Source organism: Pseudomonas sp. LG1D9 (genome assembly GCF_002949995.1).
Classification (GTDB): Bacteria; Pseudomonadota; Gammaproteobacteria; order Pseudomonadales; family Pseudomonadaceae; genus Aquipseudomonas; species Aquipseudomonas proteolytica.
The window spans coordinates 4,601,377-4,621,388 of the sequence record NZ_CP026881.1; the positions used below are offsets into that span (position 1 = coordinate 4,601,377).

Below are 20,012 nucleotides of genomic sequence, written 5' to 3' on the forward strand. Positions count from 1 at the left end.
TAATCCGATATGAGTTCCGCTCTGTCCATCCGGCAGCTAACCAAAACCTACGGCAACGGTTTCCAGGCCCTGAGTGGTATCGATCTGGATGTCGCTGAAGGTGACTTTTTTGCGTTGCTCGGCCCCAACGGTGCCGGCAAATCCACCACCATCGGCATTCTGTCGACCCTGGTCAACAAGACCAGTGGCACGGTGAATATCTTTGGTCACGACCTGGACAAATCCCCGGCTGCCCTCAAGCGCAGCATTGGCGTGGTACCCCAGGAGTTCAACTTCAACCAGTTTGAAAAGACCTTCGATATCGTAGTGACCCAGGCCGGTTACTACGGCATCCCGCCGAAGGTCGCCAAGGAGCGCGCCGAGCAGTACCTGACCCAACTGGGGTTGTGGGACAAGCGCGACGTGCCATCACGTTCCCTGTCCGGCGGCATGAAGCGGCGCCTGATGATCGCCCGTGCCCTGGTGCACGAGCCGCGCCTGCTGATCCTCGACGAGCCGACGGCGGGGGTGGACATTGAGTTGCGTCGCTCGATGTGGACCTTCCTCACCGAACTGAACCAGAAAGGCATCACCATCATCCTCACCACCCATTACCTGGAAGAGGCTGAACAGTTGTGCCGCAACATCGGCATCATCGACCACGGCACCATTGTCGAAAACACCAGCATGCGCAACCTGCTGGGCCAGTTGCATGTGGAGACGTTCCTCCTCGACCTGAAGAACAACCTGTCGGTGCCGCCGCAACTGATCGGCTACCCAAACCGCCTGGTAGATAGCCATACCCTGGAAGTACAGGTCGATAAAGCTGTGGGCATCACCGCGCTGTTCAGCCAGTTGGCCTTGCAGAATATTGAGGTGTTGAGCCTGCGTAACAAAACCAATCGCCTTGAGGAGTTGTTCGTGTCCCTGGTGGAGAAAAATCTGGCGAAGGTGGCGGTATGAGTTCCGAGTTCCAACCCAACCTGGTAGCGCTCAATACCATCGTCTACCGCGAAGTGAAGCGCTTCATGCGCATCTGGCCGCAGACCCTGCTACCGCCAGCGATCACCATGGTCCTGTACTTCGTGATCTTCGGGAACCTGATCGGCCGGCAGATTGGCGACATGGGCGGCTTCACCTACATGGAGTACATCGTGCCGGGGCTGATCATGATGTCGGTGATCACCAACTCCTACGGCAACGTGGTGTCGAGTTTCTTTGGCAGCAAGTTCCAGCGCTCCATCGAAGAACTGATGGTCTCGCCGGTCTCGCCGCACACCATCCTGATCGGCTACACCCTGGGCGGCGTATTGCGCGGCCTGATGGTCGGGGCGATTGTGACGGTGCTGTCGATGTTCTTCACCGACCTGCAGGTGCATCACCTGGGGGTGACCATCCTGGTAGTGGTGCTGACGGCGACGATCTTCTCGCTGCTGGGCTTTATCAACGCAGTGTTTGCGCGCAACTTCGATGATATTTCGATCATCCCGACCTTTGTGCTGACCCCGCTGACTTACCTCGGCGGGGTGTTTTATTCGATCACCTTGCTGCCGCCGTTCTGGCAGACCGTCTCGATGGCCAACCCGGTGTTGCATATGGTCAATGCCTTTCGCTACGGGATCCTCGGGGTGTCGGATATCAAGATCAGCGTGGCGATCACCTTCATGATCGTGGCGACGGTGGTGTTGTATATCGGCTGCGCGCGGTTGCTGGTGAGCGGGCGTGGTATGCGTACCTAAGCAAGGTCTAAAAATGTAGGGGCTGGCTTGTGTGGGAGCGGGCTTGCCCGCGATGGCAGTGGGTCAGTCAACTGTATCTAACCTGACACTCCGCTATCGCGGGCAAGCCCGCTCCTACACAAACCTGCTCTCACATTTGGATTTGTGTGTAGCTCAGGGCTGCAGGGCGATTTCGATCAGTTCATGCAGTTCTTCGACCCGCATCGGCGCAGCGCCAAACAGAATCCGAAACACCGTCGGCGCCGCCAGCAGATTGATCAGCCGATCCACGCTGGGCTGTGCCCGGCCGCTACCCTGGTAACGATCCAGGATCACCTGCAACTGCCCGCCCAGAATGGTCACGCAATACCCCGGCGTCTGGCTGCACTGCACGTCGCGCATCATGTTGCGCCCCGGTTCCGAACTCATCTCGTCCAGATACTGCTCGGCCCAGGCTTGCAGATCGCCGCGCAGGTTGCCGGTGTTGGCCGGCTCGCTGTCCGGGCGCATGCGGGCCAAGGCGACGTCGGCGAGCAGGGCGGCGAGGTCGCCCCAGCGCCGGTAAATGGTCGACGGAGTGACCCCGGCACGTGCAGCGATTTGCGGCACGGTCACGCTGGCGCGCTCTTGCTCTTGTAGCAACTGGTGCGCCGCCGAATGAACCGATTCTTGTACCCGGGCACTACGGCCCCCCGGGCGGAGGCCTTCTTTTATCGCCATGCCAAAACCTTAACACAAAGAATTTGCTTTAAGCCCGATGCAGTAGCACACTCCGCAAAAGCAAAATATTAGCTTTAGCGGGGCGTGCCCATGTCCACCGTCACTTCTTACCGTTCCAGCCTGGTGTTCCTGGCGATCACCCTGCTGACGTTTCTCGCCGCCTCCAGCGCGCCGACGCCGTTGTATCACCTTTACCAGGAAGGCCTGCATTTTTCCGCCGGCACCCTGACCCTGATCTTCGGCGTCTATGCCTTGAGCCTGCTGGCAGCGTTGCTGACTGTCGGCTCGCTATCGGATCACCTGGGACGCAAACCTGTGATCTTCGCCGCGCTGGTCTTGAATATGCTGGCGATGCTGCTCTTTATCCACGCAGACAGTGTCGCCTGGCTGATCGCTGCCCGCACCTTGCAGGGGTTTGCCACGGGCATGGCTACCGCCGTACTCGGTGCCGCCTTGCTCGACACTGACCGCCAGCAGGGACCGTTGGTCAACAGTGTTGCGCCCTTGCTGGGCATGGCTTGTGGCGCCATGGGCAGCAGTTTGCTGGTGGAGTTCGCGCCGCTGCCGACCCAGTTGATCTATTGGGCCTTGTTTGCGCTGATGCTGGTGCAGAGCCTCTATGTCTGGCAGCTACCGGAAAGCGTCAGCCGCATGCCGGGCGCGCTGGCCTCGCTATGGCCCACCTTGCACGTGCCGCCCCAGGCGCGTCGGGCCTTGTGGCTGTCGCTGCCGGTGGATATCGCCGTGTGGGCGATGGGCGGTTTTTACTTGTCACTGGCACCGTCGCTGGTGCGCGCGGCGACCGGTTCGACTTCTAACCTGATCGGTGGCGGTCTGGTCGCCGTGTTGACCCTCAGTGGCGCGGTGATGATCTTCAGCCTGCGCAATCGCCCGGCAGATAAGGTATTGCGCTTGGGAGCAGGCCTGTTGGCCACGGGTGTTGCGCTGATTCTCGGCGCGGTCCACAGCGCCAGCCTGCCACTGTTTTTTCTCGCGACGCTGGTCGCCGGTAGTGGTTTTGGCGCGGGTTTCCTCGGCGCGGTGCGCAGTGTGGTGCCCCTGGCGTTGCCCCATGAGCGGGCCGGGTTGATGTCGGCGTTTTACGTCCTCAGTTACCTGGCGTTTTGCCTGCCGGCCCTGCTGGCGGGCAACCTGACCCGTAGTTTTGGCCTGATCGCTACCACCGACGGCTACGGTGCGGTGCTGATCGTATTGGCGCTCGGGGCCTTGATTGGCTTGATGAAGCAAGCACCGGTCAAGGCTGTATATAGGTGAAATAGATAACAGTTAGAGATATTACCCGTTATATAGATATTCGCTGCGCTTCTATCATGGGCTCAACCTCATACGAGGAAGAGGATTGAACCATGACGTGCCCCAATAGCATTGCCACTCGTTACAAACCGTTCAGCCACTTGGCGGGCCCCAGGGAGGTGATTCGCCAGTTCACCCCCAACTGGTTCGCTGCCACCATGGGGACCGGCGTGCTGGCGTTGGCCCTGGCGCAATTGCCGGTGCAACTGCCGGGCGTCTATGCCATCGCCGAAGGGCTGTGGTTGCTGACGATTTTCCTGTTTGTGTTGTTCAGCGGCTTATACGCGGCGCGCTGGGTGATGTTCTACGACGAGGCGCGGCGGATTTTCGGGCACTCCACGGTCTCGATGTTTTTCGGCACCATTCCCATGGGGCTGGCAACCATCATCAACGGCTTGCTGCTGTTTGGCCTGCCGCGCTGGGGCGAGGGCGTGGTGCAATTGGCCGAAGCCCTGTGGTGGCTGGACGTGGCGATGGCCCTGGCGTGCGGGGTGTTGATCCCGTTCATGATGTTTACCCGTCAGGAGCACAGCATCGACCAGATGACGGCTGTCTGGCTGCTGCCGGTGGTGGCTGCCGAAGTCGCCGCCGCCAGTGGTGGCCTGCTGGCGCCGCACCTCGCCGACGCCCATTCGCAACTGGTGATGCTGGTGACCAGCTACGTGCTCTGGGCATTTTCCCTACCGGTTGCATTCAGCATTCTGACGATCCTGATGCTGCGCATGGCCCTGCATAAACTGCCCCACGCCAATATGGCCGCATCGAGCTGGCTGGCCCTTGGCCCGATCGGCACCGGCGCCCTGGGTATGTTGTTGCTGGGCAACGATGCGCCGGCGATTTTCGCCGCCAATGGGTTTGCCGGTATCGGCGCGATTGCCGAAGGCCTGGGGCTGGTGGCCGGCATCACCCTGTGGGGCCTGGGCTTGTGGTGGATGTTGATCGCGGTGCTGATCACCCTGCGTTACCTGCGCGCCGGTATTCCATTCAACCTGGGTTGGTGGGGCTTTACCTTCCCGTTGGGGGTGTATGCCCTGACCACCTTGAAACTGGGCAGTACCTTGCACCTGGCATTTTTCAGCGTGACCGGCAGCGTGTTGGTCGCCGCCCTGGCGCTGATGTGGCTGGTAGTCGGCAAGCGCACCGTGCAGGGTGCCTATAAAGGCGAGCTGTTTGTTTCACCGTGTATTGCAGGATTGGGGAATAAGTAAGCGGGATTAGGTAAAGTCGTGGCCTGAAAAATCAATAAAGCCTTCCGGCCACCAGGAACACGGACGATGAGCCACCCCTCGCAATTCACCTTGCTGCGCAAACGGCGCTTTTTGCCGTTCTTCATTACTCAGTCCCTGGGCGCGTTCAACGACAATATCTTCAAGCAATCGTTGATCCTCGCCATTCTCTACAAGCTGGCGATCGAGGGCGACCGCTCGATCTGGGTCAACCTCTGCGCCTTGTTGTTTATCCTGCCGTTCTTCCTGTTCTCGGCCCTGGCCGGGCAGTTTGGCGAGAAATTCAACAAGGATGCATTGATTCGCGCGATCAAGATCGGCGAGATCGTGATCATGGCCGTCGGCGCCGTGGGCTTTATGACCAACCACCTGGAACTGATGCTGCTGGCGCTGTTTGCCATGGGCACCCATTCAGCGCTGTTTGGCCCGGTGAAGTACTCGATCATGCCGCAAGCCTTGCACGAAGAGGAATTGGTCGGCGGTAATGGCCTGGTGGAGATGGGCACGTTTCTGGCCATTCTCGCCGGGACCATCGGCGCCGGGGTCATGATGTCCTCAACCGACTACGCACCTGTGGTGTCCACCGCCATTGTCGCGATTGCGGTGCTGGGTTACCTGGCCAGCCGCGGCATCCCTCGCGCGGCGGCATCGAGCCCCGAGATGCGCCTGGATTGGAACATCTTCAGTCAATCCTGGGCCACCTTGCGCCTAGGCCTGGGACAAACGCCGGCCGTGTCGCGCTCGATTGTCGGCAACTCGTGGTTCTGGTTTGTCGGGGCGATTTACCTCACGCAAATCCCGGCCTACGCCAAAGAGTGGCTGTATGGCGATGAGACGGTGGTGACCCTGATCCTCACGGTGTTCTCGGTCGGTATCGCGTTGGGCTCGATGCTCTGCGAAAAACTCTCCGGGCGTAAGGTGGAAATCGGCCTGGTGCCCTTCGGGTCGTTTGGCCTGACAGTGTTTGGCCTGTTGTTGTGGTGGCATTCCGGCGGCTTCCCGCAGAACGTCCAAGCCAACGATTGGCTGGCGATCCTGGGTTACAGCCAGGCCTGGTGGGTGTTGATCGATATCCTCGGCCTGGGGGTATTTGGCGGTTTCTATATCGTGCCGCTGTACGCCTTGATCCAGTCGCGCACCGCCGAGAACGAGCGGGCGCGGGTGATTGCCGCCAACAATATTCTCAATGCGTTGTTCATGGTGGTCTCGGCGATTGTCACCATCCTGCTGCTGAGTGTGGCCAAGCTGTCGATCCCCGAGCTGTTCCTGGTGGTGTCACTGCTTAACATTGCGGTCAACACCTACATCTTCAGGATCGTGCCCGAGTTCACCATGCGCTTCATGATCTGGCTGCTCGGCCACTCCATGTACCGCGTGCAGCATCGCGGCCTGCAACACATCCCGGACGAAGGCGCGGCGTTGCTGGTGTGCAACCATGTGTCGTTTGTCGATGCATTGCTGATTGGTGGGGCGGTGCGTCGGCCGATTCGTTTTGTGATGTATTACAAGATCTACCGTTTGCCGGTGCTCAACTTTATCTTCCGCACGGCGGGGACGATTCCGATTGCCGGGCGCCATGAAGACCTGGAGATCTACGAAAAGGCCTTCCAGCGTATCAGCCAATATCTGAAGGACGGGGAGCTGGTGTGTATCTTCCCGGAAGGCAAATTGACCGCCGACGGTGAGATCAACGAGTTCAAGAGTGGGGTGACGCGGATTCTTGAGGAAACCCCGGTGCCGGTGATTCCCATGGCGTTGCAGGGGTTGTGGGGGAGCTTTTTCAGCCGCGATCCGAACAAGGGCGTCTTTCACCGGATCTGGTCGCGGGTGACGTTGGTAGCGGGGCCGCCGTTGGCGGTGGAGCAGGCGACGCCAGAAGCCTTGCAGGAACAAGTGCTGGCATTGCGTGGCACCACCCTGTAGGACCCGGCTTGCCGGCGATGGCGTCCGCAAAAAGGGCCTCATCGCCGGCAAGCCGGCTCCTACAACAGCATCAGGCGCTGATCTTGAGACCAATCAGCCCGGCAATGATCAGCGCTACGCTGGCCAGCCGGAACAGCGCCATGGACTCGCCAAACAGGATAATCCCGGCGATCACCGTGCCCACGGCACCGACACCGGTCCAGATGGCATAGGCGGTGCCCAGCGGCAGCTCCTTCATGGCCAGCCCCAGCAGGCCGAGGCTGACGGCCATGGCGGCAATCGTCAGGGCGGTAGGCAGCGGCTTGCTGAAACCGTCGGTGTATTTCAGGCCGACAGCCCAGCCAACTTCAAACAGCCCGGCGAAAAACAGAATGACCCAGGACATAAAGACCTTCCTTTTAGAAGTGGGGTCGTCCCCGGATTGAATGCTCGAACGAGTCGCGGGGTCGTCCCCGCGAAGGTTCGTAGAGTGCCGAAAAGCCAGCACCCGATCAAGTTTCGGCGAGGGCCTTGCGGTCTTCTTTCTCGCTCATCCGGCGGAAATACGTCGACAACAACGCCCCGGAAATATTGTGCCAGACGCTGAACAGCGCACTCGGCACCGCCGCCAGCGGCGAGAAGTGCGCACTGGCCAGTGCGGCACCCAGTCCTGAGTTCTGCATGCCTACTTCCAGCGCCAGCGACTTACGTTGGGCCAGTGGCAGCTTGAACACGCGGCCGGTGAAGTAACCGAGTAAATAGCCGAAGCTGTTGTGCAGCATCACCACCGCCATGATCAGTAGGCCCGATTCGGCAATCTTCGCCTGGCTCGCCGCGACCACGGCCGCGACAATAATCACGATGCTGACCACCGATACCAGCGGTAATACTTCGACGGCATGCCGTACGCGATCACCCAGTAAGCGTTGCGCCAATACCCCGAGGACAATGGGCAGCAGCACCACTTGCAGGATCGACCAGAACAACTCCATGAACGATACCGGCAGCCACGCGGAAGCCAGCAGCCAGATCAGCGCCGGGGTCAGCAGCGGGGCGAGGAGGGTGGTGACGGCGGCGATGGCCACCGACAATGCGAGGTCGCCCCGGGCCAGCCAGGTCATCACGTTGGACGAGGTGCCGCTTGGGCAGCAACCGACCAGGATCACGCCGACGGCGATTTCCGGTGGCAGGTGGAAGGCCTGGCACAGCAACCAGGCCACACCGGGCATGATCACAAAGTGCGCGACCACGCCCAGGGCTACGCGCCATGGATGGCGAGCAACCTCGGCGAAATCTTCAAGTTTGAGGGTCAACCCCATGCCAAACATCACCAGGCCCAGCAGCGGCACAATGGCGCTTTTCAGGCCGATGAACCAACTGGGCTGAAGGAACGCGACCACGGCAAAGATCAGCACCCAGTAGGCGAAAGTATTGCCGACGAAACGGCTCAAGGCGGCGAGTGCGCGCATGGCGATGTCCTTATTATTAGAGTGCTGGGAGTGGTAACCCAATCAACTGTAGGCGCTGGCTTGCCAGCGATAGCGTTGGGTCAGTCAGTGACTCTGCAACTGATACACCGCCATCGCTGGCAAGCCAGCTCCTACATTGAGTGTGTGCGTTTAGATACCTTGCGGGGTCTCTTCACCGCCCAATGCTTCGACCAACGCCGGCAGGAAGTCGCCAAAGGTCAGCATCATCAGGGTGAAGCTGGCATCCAGTTGGCCCAGGGCTTCGTCGCCGCCGTCCTGTTCGGCCTGGTCTTGCAGCAGGTCTTCGAACTTCAGGCGCTTGACGGTCATTTTGTCGTCGAGCATGAAGGACAATTTGTCCTGCCAGGCCAGGGACAGTTGGGTCACGACCTTGCCGGTGGTCAGGTGCAGCTGGATTTCTTCGCCGGTCAGGTCCTGGCGCTTGCAGCGCACAATGCCGCCGTCTTCGTGGGTGTCGCGCAGTTCGCATTCGTCGAGCACGAAGAAGTCATCGGCCGGCTTCTGGGTGGTGACCCAGTCGGTCATGATTGCGGTTGGCGCGGTTTTCACGGTCAGCGGACGTACCGGCAGGGTGCCGATCACTTCACGCAGGGTCGACAGCAGGTCTTCGGCGCGCTTGGGGCTGGCCGAGTTCACCAGGATCAGGCCCTGTTTTGGCGCGATGGCCGCGAAGGTCGACGAACGACGGATAAACGCGCGTGGCAGGAAGGCCTGGATGATTTCATCCTTGATCTGGTCCCGTTCCTTTTTGTAGACCTTGCGCATTTGCTCGGCTTCGATCTCTTCGACCTTTTCCTTCACCGCATCACGCACCACGCTGCCTGGCAGGATACGTTCTTCCTTGCGCGCAGCGATCAGCAGGAAGTCACCGCTGACGTGCACCAGGGGCGCGTCTTCACCTTTACCAAAAGGTGCGACGAAACCGTAAGTGGTCAACTCCTGGCTTGCACAAGGGCGCGCCGGTTTGGTGGCCATTGCAGTTTCCAACGCCTCGGCATCAACAGGCAGATCTTGGGTCAGGCGATAGATAAGCAGGTTCTTGAACCACATGGGGTGAGTCTCTCCTTTATACAAAGTGGGGCATTATTCTCTTGATAAGGCCGCAGGCCAACCCTGCCTAAGCCATTGGAAGGGCTGAAAAAAAAGATTTAAGAAAGTGCTTGCCAGACTTGGGGTCGCTCCGTAGAATGCGCGCCACACCGAAACGAAGGGTGATTAGCTCAGCTGGGAGAGCATCTGCCTTACAAGCAGAGGGTCGGCGGTTCGATCCCGTCATCACCCACCATTCGCTTCATGTGTTACGCGCAGCGGTAGTTCAGTCGGTTAGAATACCGGCCTGTCACGCCGGGGGTCGCGGGTTCGAGTCCCGTCCGCTGCGCCATATTCGGTAACCTGGAACACTGAACGCCAGGTAACCACAGAAAGCCCGCTCATTGAGCGGGCTTTTTGCTGTCTGGGGTTTGCCTTTGTGCGTTTGTAGGAGCGAGCTTGCTCGCGAAGATTGTTAACGATGATGCGGGCATCCTGGGTGCACGCGGTGCTCTCAGGTTCTTCGCGAGCAAGCTCGCTCCTACAGGGATTGCAAAAAAACGCCCCCGGTCATTGCCGATGACCGGGGGCGTTTTTTATTGGGGGTTTAGAAATTCCAGCGTGTGGTGACCATGAAGTTGCGCGGTTCACCATAGGCGGCGGAGTTATAGAAACCGATATTGGTGTAGTAGGACTTGTCGAAGATGTTGTTGACGTTCAGCGTTGCCGACAGGTTCTTGGTGACCTGGTAGCGGGTCATCAGGTCCACCAGCCAGTAGGCCTCCTGGGAGAACTCCTCATACCCGCCATGTGGGTTGTTGTAGATATCCTGCCAGCCCACGCTCTGCCAGCGCACGCCACCGCCGACGGTCAATTTGTCGAGGTCGCCCTTGAGTTTGTAGGTGGTGTACAGCTTGATCTGGTCTTCAGGCTCGAACGTGGAGATTTTCACGTCCTTGTCATCGCGCACGATCTTGTGGGTATAGCCCGCCTGCAATTGCCAGCCGGGGGCAATCTCGCCGGACATTTCCACTTCGTAGCCCTTGGTCACAGCCTTGCTGCTCTTATAGGCGTAGTTGGACGGGATTGGCGTCTGGTTGTTGTACTCGTCATCGGAGAGGGCGCGATTGGACTCGTGGATTTCAAAGTACGCCGCGCTGGCGTTTACCCGGCCGTCGAGGAAGTCGGCTTTCACCCCCAATTCCCAGTTCTGGCCTTCATCGGGCTCAAGCAGCTTGTTATCCCGGTCGCGGTTGTAGTTTTCCTGGGGCATGAAGATGTCGGTGTAGCTGGCATACACCGAGTAGGTGTCGTTCAGGTCGTAGACAGCACCGACATACGGCACGAAGCGCCCTGATTCACGATAGTTGGGGTTGTAGCCCGTGACCTGGTAGTTGACCATTCGACCGCCCAGCAGCAGCTTCAGGTCATCGGCCAGATTCAGGCGGGTGGTTACATAGGCGCCGGTCTGGCGCACGGTGTCGTCGGTCAGGGATTGGGCATTGCCCCAGTCCGGGAGGGTCGCGTGGCCGTGCCAGTTATTGAAGTCGACGATGTTCGGGCTCAGGTTCCAGTAGCCTTTACCTTTCCACTGCGAGGCACTGATGGAGCCGCCCAGCACCAGTTCATGTTCGCGGCCGCCCAGGCTGAACGGGCCGCTCACGTACAGGTCGGCGGAATCGCTGACCGTTTCCCCGGTGTATTTGCCCGAGGTCAACTGTGCGGTGCCGTCCGGCTGTGGCTGGTCGCCCTGGATCGAGCCCATCAGTGCGTGGTAGCCGTTGATCTTGTGGTCCAGTTGCAGCTTGGTCACCCAGCCATCACCCAGGTCATGTTCGAGCATGGCGAATACGGTGCGGGTGTACTGCTCCCAACTGCTCCATTCGGCGGCGTTGTTGAACGAGCGCTTGACCTTGTTGCGATCACCCTTGGAGTTGATCAGCGGGAAGCTGCCTGACCAGGAAGAACCCTTGGGCAACGTGTCCTGGTAATCACCGCCGACGGTCAGCAGGGTGTCCGGTGACAAGTCGAACTCCATGATGCCGTAGTACGTCGGGCTCTTGCGCGAGTAGTGGTCCATGAACGAATGCTTGTCCTGGTAGGCTGCGACCGCCCGGCCGCGCACATTGCCGCTCTCGGTCAGCGGGCCGCTGACGTCCAGTTCGCTTCGATAGTTGTCCCAGGAACCGGCGCCGAGGGTGGCGTGCCCCTGGAAGTCGGCGGTGGGCTTCTTGCGTACCAGGTTGATTGTCGCGCCCAGGGAGCCGGCGCCGGTCAGCAGGCCAGTGGCGCCCTTGAGCACTTCGACGCGGTCATAGATCGCCATGTCGCTCAGGGTATTGCCCGCCGAATAGGCGACGTTACGCGCCGTCGAAGGAATGCCGTCGTACTGGAAGTTATTGATCGAAAAACCGCGGGCGTAGTAGTTGCTGCGCTCGCTGTCGAAGGCCGACACGGTGATGCCCGGGGTATGGCGCATCACGTCGTCGACGTTGTTCAGGCCGAAGTCATCCATGTGCTGGCGCGTAACAACGCTGACGGACTGCGGGGTTTCCTTGGGGGTCAGCACCAGGCGCGTGGCGGTGGCGATGCTGCCGGGCGTGTAGGAACCGCTGTCTTCAGTGACGTTACCCAACTGATTGCCGGTGACCTGGGTCGGGCCCAGTTCCATGCTGCCGTTGCTGGCAGCGGGTGCGGGTTGCAGTGCATACACTTGGTCGCCCTTTACCGCGATGTAGCCGCTGCCCTGCAGCAACCGGTCGAAACCGTCCTGTATGCCGTAATTGCCTTGCAAACCCGGGCCATTGAGGCCTTCCAGTTCCCGGGACTGGAACACAATCGCCACGCCGGCTTGCTGGGCGAAGCGGTTAAGCGAGCTGCCCAGCGGCCCGGCGGGAATGTTGTAAGCCTGGGCAGCGGTGCTTGGCGTATCCGCCTGGGCCAGATTGATGTGCAAGGCGCCAACGGTGGCGGCGAGCATGGCCAGGGAAAATGGCGCGCTTCTTAGCAGGGCAAAGCGCCCGCGAGGGTAGGAAGGGGTGTGCATGGTGAAGGCAATCCTTTATGTGTCGAATTACCTTGCTTGACGGGCAACTGCGAAAAAACCGGAAGCAAATGCGAATAATTATTTATTGGCTGTGTTGGACGGGTTCACGATGACCAGCCAAGGGGTATAGGTTTGCACCGTTATCGGTAGGGTTTGCGCCAAAAGTTGCAGGGCATGGTCGCTGTCGTCCAGGGGGATCACGGCCGACACCCGCAGGCTTTGCAAGGCGGCACGGTCAAACTGCAGGCGGCCAGAACGATGCCGTGCGATTTCATCCAGCACCTCGGGCAATGGCCGGTTTTCCACCACCAGTTGATGGCGGCGCCAGGCTTCATTGATGCCCGCTGGGTCAATGCTACCGGTCAGGCGGACGCTGTTGGTACTGATCAGGGCCTGGGAACCAGCGGCGACTTCCAGGCTCTGCCGCGCATCGGCGCTGTGGGCTGCCACGCGCGATTCGAGCATGCTCAGCACGGTGCTATCGCCCTCACGCTTGACCACAAATCGCGTGCCCAGCGCGCGCATGCTGCCTTGGGCGGTCTGTACGATAAACGGCCGTGTCTGATCGTGGGCCACTTCCACGAGGATTTCGCCTTGCAGCAGTTCGATGCGCCGTTGCGTGGCGTCGAAATGCAGGTTGGCCGCACTGATGCCATTGAGGCTCAGGGCCGAACCGTCGGCCAGGCGCAGGGTCTGCCACTGGCCGGGGCCGTTGCGCACGTCGGCCATCCAGCGCTGCGGGTAGGGGCTGAGCAGCAGCGCCGCGGCTGGCACTGCCAGGCTGCATGCCAGCAACAGGGTGCGCACTGCGCTTTTGCTGCGGCGCGATTGCTGATTGGCGAACGCAGCATTCAGCGCCGCCCGTGCCGGTGACTTTTTCCCACGCAGGGCCTGCATCCGCGAAATCACCGCTTCCATGCGTGCAGCGGCAGCGGCGTAGTGCGGGCCTTGTTGTTTCCAGCAATCGAACGCCAGGCGCTGGGCTTCGCTCAGCTCACCTTCATGCAGGCGCAGCATCCATTCGGCGGCTTGTTCTTCGATCTGTTGGCGGGCGTCGGGCATGGGGGGCTCAGGTGTCCATACTATGGCCGCAATGCACCAGGGCCTGGATCAGGTATTTGCGTACCGTGCGTTCCGAGAGCTTGAGTTGCCGGGCGATCTGCTGTTGGGTCAGTTCTTCGAGGTAATAGAGCACAAATGCCTGGCGCGAATACTCATGCATGCCTTCGAGGATAAACGCGATCTGCTCCAGAGCTTCAAGGGTCGTGTTGATCTGCTCCGGCGACTGGAACCCCTCAAGCGCGTCCATCGTCAGCGCCAGCTCTTGCAGGTAGGCCTGTTCAATCTGTTTGCGTCGGGCTTGGTCGATGATCAGCCGCCGCGCGGTGGTGCTCAGGTAGGCCCTGGGTTCGCGGATCGTCGCCACCGATTCACGGGTGTTGAGGATGCGCGCGAAGGTGTCCTGCGCCAGGTCGGCAGCGTTCTGCCGGCAGCCCAGCTTGCGCCGCAGCCAGGTGAGTAGCCAGCCATGATGCTCGCTGTAGAGCTGGGTTATTTCCCGTTGGAATGGCGGTTCACCCACAGACATAGGCGTGGCCCAGGTGTTATTGAGAATGGTTTCTAATTGTGAGCCCAGGGCTGGGTAAACGCAATAGACTCGCGTTTACCCGCTACAAGCGCCGGTTTTCCTGGGTGTAGCCTGCTGGCGAAAAGATATTTCAAATAAATTGCATTTAAATCAACACATTGCGAAATTTTCGTATATGATGCGCCCCGCACCAAACGTAAAGGGTGATTAGCTCAGCTGGGAGAGCATCTGCCTTACAAGCAGAGGGTCGGCGGTTCGATCCCGTCATCACCCACCATTACGTCCAATGCTACGCGCAGCGGTAGTTCAGTCGGTTAGAATACCGGCCTGTCACGCCGGGGGTCGCGGGTTCGAGTCCCGTCCGCTGCGCCATATTCGGTAACCTGGAATGCTGAACGCCAGGTCACCACGCAAAGCCCGCTCATTGAGCGGGCTTTTTTGTGCCTGGGATTTATGGTTCTACAAACCCACCAGCCGGTAGCCCACCTGCAATTCGGTAATGAAGTGCTGCGGCTGCGTGGGATCCGCCTCCAGCTTTTGCCGCAAGTGCGCCATATGCACTCGAAGATAATGGGCGCGGTCCACGTAATCCAGGCCCCACACTTCCAGCAGCAGTTGCCGGTGCGTCAGGACCCTGTTCTGGCCGCGAATCATCGCACAGAGCAGCCGGTACTCGATGGGCGTCAAGTGTACCGGTTGACCTGAGCGCCACACTTGATGGGTTGCCAGGTCGACTGCAATCTCGCCAAACGCCACCTTGCTGGTCGCTACCACGGTGCCGGTGTGTCCATGCCGGCGCAGTTGGGCGCGGATACGTGCCAGTAGCTCGGGCACGCCAAACGGCTTGGTCAGGTAGTCATCGGCGCCTGCGTCCAGGGCGGCGACTTTTTCTTCTTCACGGTCTCGCGCCGACAGCACCAGGATCGGCACCGCCAGCCAGCCGCGCAGTTCGCTGATCAGCTGCTTGCCATCGCTGTCCGGCAAGCCGAGGTCGACAATCACCAGGTCCGGCTGACGACTGGCGGCATGGATCAGCGCACGCTTGACGCTGTCGGCCTCGAACACCTGAAAGCCTTCATCTTGCAAGGCAATGCGTACAAAGCGGCGGATATTGGCCTCATCTTCAACGATCAGAATACGTGCAGTGCTCATAAGAGTTCCATGGCCGGCGGGGTGCCAGCCGGTAGCGTGAGGGTGAAATGCATGCCGCCCGTGGGGCCTGGATTGGCTTGGATGCCCCCGCCGTGGGCCTCGACGATGCGCTTGACCAGCGCCAGGCCCAGGCCGATGCCGGCCACGGACGATTCCTGCTGGCCGCGGGTGAAGGGTTCAAACAGGTTGGCCGGTGCGTGACCGGGGCCGGTGTCGCTGACCTGCAGCACAATGTGCTCGCCGGCTTGGCTGGCGGCCACGCAAATGCTGGTGCCCGGGGGGGTGTATTTGGCGGCGTTGTCCAGCAGGTTGACCAGTACCCGCTCGATCAGCAGCGCGTCGACTTCCACCAGCGGCAACTGCGCGTCGAGCGCGGTGTGTACGCGGTGGTGTGCCAGGGGCTCGCGCAATTGGCGCAGGGCGCTGCCGACGATTTCTTCCAGCGAATGCCATTGGCGGTTCAGGCGCACCCCGCGCTCTTGCAGGCGCGCCATGTCCAACAGGTTTTCGATCAGGCGCTGCATGGACGTAGCCTGTTCGTGGATGCCCTGCAGCAGCTCGCTCAGTGGCCCCGGCGAGGCGTGGGGCAGGGCGGTCTCGGCAGCGCCGATCAGGGTGGTCAATGGCGTGCGCAGGTCGTGGGAAATCGCCGCGAGCAAGGTGTTGCGCATTTTCTCGCCTTCCATCTGCACCAGAGTGCTTTGCGCCACTTCGACGAAATGCACGCGCTCCAGGGCAATCGCCAACTGGCTCATGCAGGCTTCCAACAGGCGGCGTTCCTGCGGGTCGTTCAAGCGTTCGCGCTGGGCCAGTTCCAGCACCAGCACACCGCGCACGCGCATCGGCGCCTTGAGCGGCAAGTAGCAGCCCTTGGCCGCCGACAGGGTGTCGGTGCCATGGCCGGCGGGTTGACCGTGGTCGTAGGTCCATTGCGCGATGCTGTCGTCGATCGGCAGCCCATCGGCGCTCACGCCGTGTACGCCATCGGCGGCATCCGGCAGGGCCAGGCCGACCCGTGCTTCGAAGACGCCACTGAAGGTGCGCAGCGCGACTTCACTGATTTGCTCCACCGTCAGCGCCGCGGACAGGTCGCGGGCCAGGCGCGCCAGGGAGGTTGCGCGGCGTTCCCGTGCGGCGGCGGTGCGTGCTTCGTGGCGCAGGCGCGCGGTGAGTTGGCCGGTGATCAAGGCGATGCCGAGCATCAACGCAAAGGTGAAGAAATACTGAGTATCGGTAACGGCAAATGAATAGCGCGGCAGGACGAAAAAGAAGTCGAAACACAGCACCGCGAGCATCGCCGCCCACACGCCGGGGCCGCGTCCAAAGCGCAGCGCGACCAGCACCACCGTGAGCAAAAACAGCATCACCACGTTGGCCAGGTCGAACACCTGCAGCAGCAAGGCGGCGACGGCGCTGGTGGCCAGACAGGCCAGGCTGGTCCAGACGTAGGCCAGTCGAGTGCCGGGCAATGGCACGGTTTTCTCGCGCGCGGCGGGTTTGCCCGGTAGCAGGCCGTGGGCAATCACGATCTGATCGATTTGCGGATGGTGGCGGCTGATCCGGTCGCTGACCGACTGATGCCAGAACCGCCACCGACGGCGCGGATGATGGCCGAGCATCAGGCGATTGGCGTTGTGCTCGCGGGCATAGTCCACCAGGGCTTGGGCAACGTCCATGCCCGGCAGTGTGGCTGTATCGGCACCGAACTCTTCGGCCAGGGCCAGGGTTTTCATCGCGTTCAAGTAGCGCCTGGCGCCGCGCCCTTGGGCCGAGGCGACATGGACCACAATCCAGTCGGCTTCCAGTTTTTGCGCCAGGCGCGCGGCTTCACGCACCAGGCGTTCATCGCCGGCCTCACCGGCTACGCCGACCAACAGCCGTTCGCGGGCCGGCCACAGGGTCTTGATCGATTGTTCGCGGCGGTACACACGCATCTGCGTGTCGACCCGGTCGGCTGTGCGTCGCAGGGCCAGCTCACGCAGCGCCAGCAGGTTGCCCTTGCGGAAAAAATGCCGTGACGCACGCGCCGCCGCCGGGCCCAGGTACACCTTGCCGTCCTTGAGGCGTTGCAGTAGATCGTCGGGCGGCAGGTCGATCACCACCACTTCGTGAGCGTTGTCGAACACATGGTCCGGCACCGTTTCGCGCACGCGGATGCCGATGATCCCGCTGACCAGGTCATTCAGGCTTTCCAGGTGCTGGACATTGAGCGTGGTCCAGACATCAATGCCGGCGCTGAGCAGTTCTTCCACGTCTTGCCAGCGTTTGGGGTGACGCGAGCCGGGCACATTGCTGTGGGCCAGTTCGTCCACCAGCACAATGGCCGGGTGGCGTAGCAGAGCGGCGTCGAGGTCAAATTCGGTCAGGGCGAATTCACGGTGCAGATGCTGGGCGCGGGGCAGTTGTTCGAGGCCGTGGAGCAACTCGGCGGTGTCCTGGCGGCCGTGGGTTTCCACCACGCCCGCCAGCACGTCGCGGCCCAGGTCGGCTTCGCGGCGCGCCGCTGCAAGCATCGCGCAGGTCTTGCCCACACCGGCGTTGGAGCCAAAGTAGATACGCAATTTGCCGCGTAAGGCGGCCTGTTCTTCTTGTTGGACCCGAGCCAGCAGAGCGTCGGGGTCGGGGCGTTCGTCGTTTAAGGCGGGCATGTCATTCCTCTGGTTGTCTGTAGGAGCGAGCGTGCTCGCGAAAAACCTGATGGCGCCGCTGGGTGTCAGGTTTTTCGCGTTATCGTTAACGCCCTTCGCGAGCAAGCTCGCTCCTACAGTGGGCGGAGCGTTACACGAGGCCCAATCCCGTCAGCAGCATGTCGATCAGCTTGATCCCGGCAAACGGCACCAGCACCCCGCCCAGGCCATAGATCAGCAGGTTGCGGTTGAGCAGGGCCGCCGCGCCGATTGCGCGGTAAGTCACGCCGCGCAGGGCCAGAGGGATCAGCGCGACAATGATCAGGGCGTTGAAAATCACCGCACTGAGAATCGCCGAGTTGGGGCTGCTCAGTTGCATCACGTTCAAGGCACCGAGCTGGGGATAGGTCGCGACAAACGCCGCCGGGATGATTGCAAAGTACTTCGCCACGTCATTGGCCACGCTGAAGGTGGTGAGGGCGCCGCGGGTCATCAGCATCTGTTTGCCCACTTCGACCACTTCGATCAGCTTGGTCGGGTTGCTGTCGAGGTCGACCATATTGCCGGCCTCCTTGGCAGCCTGGGTGCCGCTGTTCATCGCCACCGCCACGTCGGCCTGGGCCAGCGCCGGCGCGTCGTTGGTGCCATCGCCGGTCATGGCCACGAGCTTGCCCTTGGCCTGGTAGTCGCGGATCAATTGCAGTTTGTCTTCCGGGCGGGCCTCGGCAAGGAAGTCATCCACGCCGGCCTCCACCGCAATGGCGGCGGCGGTCAGGCGGTTGTCGCCGGTGATCATCACGGTCTTGATACCCATGCGCCGCAGCTCGGCGAAGCTTTCCTTGATGCCGCCTTTGACCACGTCCTTGAGCTCCACCACGCCCAGCGCCGTGGCGCCGTCGCTGACTACCAGCGGCGTGCTGCCACGCCGCGAGACCTCATCGACCTTGGCCTGCAACGCCGCCGGAAAACTCCCGCCCAAGGCCTCGACATGGCGGCGAATCGCGTCCGCTGCACCCTTGCGAATCGCCCGGCCTGCGGGCAGGTCGACGCCACTCATGCGGGTTTGCGCGGTGAAGTGCACAAAGCTTGCGCCCAGTTGGTTGATGTCCCGCGCGCGAATGTCGAACTTCTGCTTGGCCAGCACCACGATGCTGCGGCCTTCCGGGGTTTCATCGGCCAGGGAGGCCAGTTGCGCGGCATCCGCCAAGTCGGCCTCTTTGATCCCCGGCGCCGGCAAAAAGCTGCTGGCCTGACGGTTGCCCAGGGTGATGGTGCCGGTCTTGTCCAGCAGCAACACATCGACGTCACCCGCCGCCTCGACCGCCCGCCCGGAGGTGGCGATGACATTGGCCGACATCATCCGGCTCATGCCCGCGACGCCGATGGCCGAGAGCAGGCCGCCGATGGTGGTGGGGATCAGGCACACCAGCAAAGCCACCAGCACCGTGGCGCTGACCACGCTACCGCTGCCGCTCATGGCCACGGCGAAGATCGAGTAGGGGCTCAGCGTGGCGATCACCAGCAGGAACAACAGAGTCAGGCCCACCAGCAGGATGGTCAGGGCCACTTCGTTCGGGGTTTTCTGGCGCTTGGCCGATTCGACCATTGAGATCATGCGGTCCAGAAACGACTCGCCGGGATTGACGCTGATGCGTACCACCAGCCAGTCCGACAGCACGCGTGTACCGCCGGTGACCGAGGAAAAATCGCCACCGGACTCGCGAATCACCGGCGCCGATTCGCCGGTGATTGCGCTTTCATCCACCGACGCTACGCCCTCGATCACGATGCCATCGAGTGGCACCAGGTCACCGGCCTCGATCAACACCACCTGATCCTTGCGCAGCAGCGACGCTTCGGTCGGCAGCCATGGCGCACCGTGCTTGGGGTGTTGCAGCAGCTTGGCCAGCGTCTGGCGTTTCATCCCGCGCAGGCTGGCGGCCTGTGCGCGGCTGCGGCCCTCGGCCAAGGCTTCGGCGAAGTTGGCAAACAGCACGGTAAACCACAGCCACAAGGTGATGCTGAGGATAAAACCGCTGGGCGCTTCACCCTGGCCGCCGAGGGACTGGAACCACAGCAGGGTGGTAAGGATGCTGCCCAGGTAAACCACGAACATCACCGGGTTTTTCCATTGCGCCTGGGGCAGCAGTTTCTTCAGCGCATCGCCGCACGCGGTGAGTACGATGGCGCGATCAAACAGAGGTAAACGAGCATTCTTCAT

Annotated in this window: 15 protein-coding genes and 4 tRNA genes; 9 read left to right on the forward strand and 10 right to left on the reverse strand. The window is 61.3% G+C overall.

Annotated elements, in window-relative coordinates; genetic code table 11:
- The first annotated feature begins 9 nt into the window (after positions 1–9).
- Both C5F71_RS21515 and C5F71_RS21520 read left to right on the forward strand, forming a co-directional pair.
- Positions 10–942, forward strand: coding sequence for an ABC transporter ATP-binding protein (locus C5F71_RS21515; protein ID WP_029292772.1), 933 nt, complete (start codon positions 10–12; stop codon positions 940–942).
- Positions 939–1,718 carry an ABC transporter permease gene (locus C5F71_RS21520; protein WP_029292774.1) on the forward strand — a complete coding sequence of 260 codons (780 nt, stop codon included), beginning with the start codon at positions 939–941 and terminating at the stop codon, positions 1,716–1,718. Before C5F71_RS21515 ends, C5F71_RS21520 begins: the two co-directional genes overlap by 4 nt.
- Positions 1,719–1,871: 153 nt before the next feature.
- Here C5F71_RS21520 and C5F71_RS21525 read toward each other — a convergent pair whose 3' ends face one another.
- Positions 1,872–2,417 carry a TetR/AcrR family transcriptional regulator gene (locus tag C5F71_RS21525; RefSeq protein ID WP_104911888.1) on the reverse strand — a complete coding sequence of 182 codons (546 nt, stop codon included), beginning with the start codon at positions 2,415–2,417 and terminating at the stop codon, positions 1,872–1,874.
- A gap of 90 nt (positions 2,418–2,507) precedes the next feature.
- On the opposite strand from C5F71_RS21525, the gene C5F71_RS21530 reads away from it, so the two are divergent.
- From C5F71_RS21530 to C5F71_RS21540, 3 genes are all read left to right on the forward strand, one after another.
- Positions 2,508–3,692 carry an MFS transporter gene (locus C5F71_RS21530; RefSeq protein WP_104911889.1) on the forward strand — a complete coding sequence of 395 codons (1,185 nt, stop codon included), beginning with the start codon at positions 2,508–2,510 and terminating at the stop codon, positions 3,690–3,692.
- Between the two features lie 92 nt (positions 3,693–3,784).
- Positions 3,785–4,939, forward strand: a complete 1,155-nt coding sequence (locus C5F71_RS21535) for a TDT family transporter (protein WP_029292780.1) — start codon at positions 3,785–3,787, stop codon at positions 4,937–4,939.
- Between the two features lie 66 nt (positions 4,940–5,005).
- The gene (locus C5F71_RS21540; protein WP_104911890.1) at positions 5,006–6,880 is read left to right on the forward strand and encodes an MFS transporter; all 1,875 of its coding nucleotides are present in this window, start codon (positions 5,006–5,008) and stop codon (positions 6,878–6,880) included.
- Between the two features lie 70 nt (positions 6,881–6,950).
- On the opposite strand, the gene sugE is transcribed toward C5F71_RS21540, so the two are convergent.
- The 3 genes from sugE to rdgC all read right to left on the reverse strand — a co-directional run bounded on the left by sugE (position 6,951) and on the right by rdgC (position 9,399).
- Positions 6,951–7,265 carry a quaternary ammonium compound efflux SMR transporter SugE gene (sugE, locus tag C5F71_RS21545; protein WP_065943540.1) on the reverse strand — a complete coding sequence of 105 codons (315 nt, stop codon included), beginning with the start codon at positions 7,263–7,265 and terminating at the stop codon, positions 6,951–6,953.
- Between the two features lie 106 nt (positions 7,266–7,371).
- Positions 7,372–8,328 (reverse strand): bile acid:sodium symporter family protein, encoded by a 957-nt coding sequence (locus C5F71_RS21550; protein WP_092235007.1) that lies wholly within the window; start codon positions 8,326–8,328, stop codon positions 7,372–7,374.
- Positions 8,329–8,478: 150 nt separating this feature from the next.
- Positions 8,479–9,399 (reverse strand): recombination-associated protein RdgC, encoded by a 921-nt coding sequence (gene rdgC / locus C5F71_RS21555; protein ID WP_029292788.1) that lies wholly within the window; start codon positions 9,397–9,399, stop codon positions 8,479–8,481.
- 159 nt (positions 9,400–9,558) lie between these two features.
- Here rdgC and C5F71_RS21560 point away from each other — a divergent pair.
- A tRNA-Val gene (locus tag C5F71_RS21560) sits at positions 9,559–9,634 on the forward strand.
- 19 nt (positions 9,635–9,653) lie between these two features.
- Positions 9,654–9,730, forward strand: a tRNA-Asp gene (locus C5F71_RS21565).
- A 255-nt stretch (positions 9,731–9,985) separates the two neighbouring features.
- Here C5F71_RS21565 and C5F71_RS21570 read toward each other — a convergent pair.
- The 3 genes from C5F71_RS21570 to C5F71_RS21580 all read right to left on the reverse strand — a co-directional run bounded on the left by C5F71_RS21570 (position 9,986) and on the right by C5F71_RS21580 (position 14,012).
- Positions 9,986–12,424: a TonB-dependent siderophore receptor gene (locus C5F71_RS21570; RefSeq protein WP_104911891.1), complete on the reverse strand. Its 2,439-nt coding sequence runs from the start codon at positions 12,422–12,424 to the stop codon at positions 9,986–9,988.
- Positions 12,425–12,502: 78 nt separating this feature from the next.
- Positions 12,503–13,486, reverse strand: a complete 984-nt coding sequence (locus C5F71_RS21575) for a FecR domain-containing protein (protein WP_104911892.1) — start codon at positions 13,484–13,486, stop codon at positions 12,503–12,505.
- A 7-nt stretch (positions 13,487–13,493) separates the two neighbouring features.
- A complete protein-coding gene (locus C5F71_RS21580) occupies positions 13,494–14,012 on the reverse strand; it encodes a sigma-70 family RNA polymerase sigma factor (protein WP_070995369.1) in 519 nt (172 codons plus the stop codon).
- A 201-nt stretch (positions 14,013–14,213) separates the two neighbouring features.
- Here C5F71_RS21580 and C5F71_RS21585 point away from each other — a divergent pair.
- Positions 14,214–14,289, forward strand: a tRNA-Val gene (locus C5F71_RS21585).
- Between the two features lie 18 nt (positions 14,290–14,307).
- A tRNA-Asp gene (locus tag C5F71_RS21590) sits at positions 14,308–14,384 on the forward strand.
- An 87-nt stretch (positions 14,385–14,471) separates the two neighbouring features.
- Here C5F71_RS21590 and C5F71_RS21595 read toward each other — a convergent pair.
- From C5F71_RS21595 to kdpB, 3 genes are all read right to left on the reverse strand, one after another.
- A complete protein-coding gene (locus C5F71_RS21595; RefSeq protein WP_104911893.1) occupies positions 14,472–15,164 on the reverse strand; it encodes a response regulator in 693 nt (230 codons plus the stop codon).
- A complete protein-coding gene (locus C5F71_RS21600) occupies positions 15,161–17,812 on the reverse strand; it encodes a sensor histidine kinase KdpD (RefSeq protein WP_104911894.1) in 2,652 nt (883 codons plus the stop codon). Before C5F71_RS21600 ends, C5F71_RS21595 begins: the two co-directional genes overlap by 4 nt.
- A 130-nt stretch (positions 17,813–17,942) precedes the next feature.
- Positions 17,943–20,012, reverse strand: coding sequence for a potassium-transporting ATPase subunit KdpB (gene kdpB / locus C5F71_RS21605; protein ID WP_104911895.1), 2,070 nt, complete (start codon positions 20,010–20,012; stop codon positions 17,943–17,945).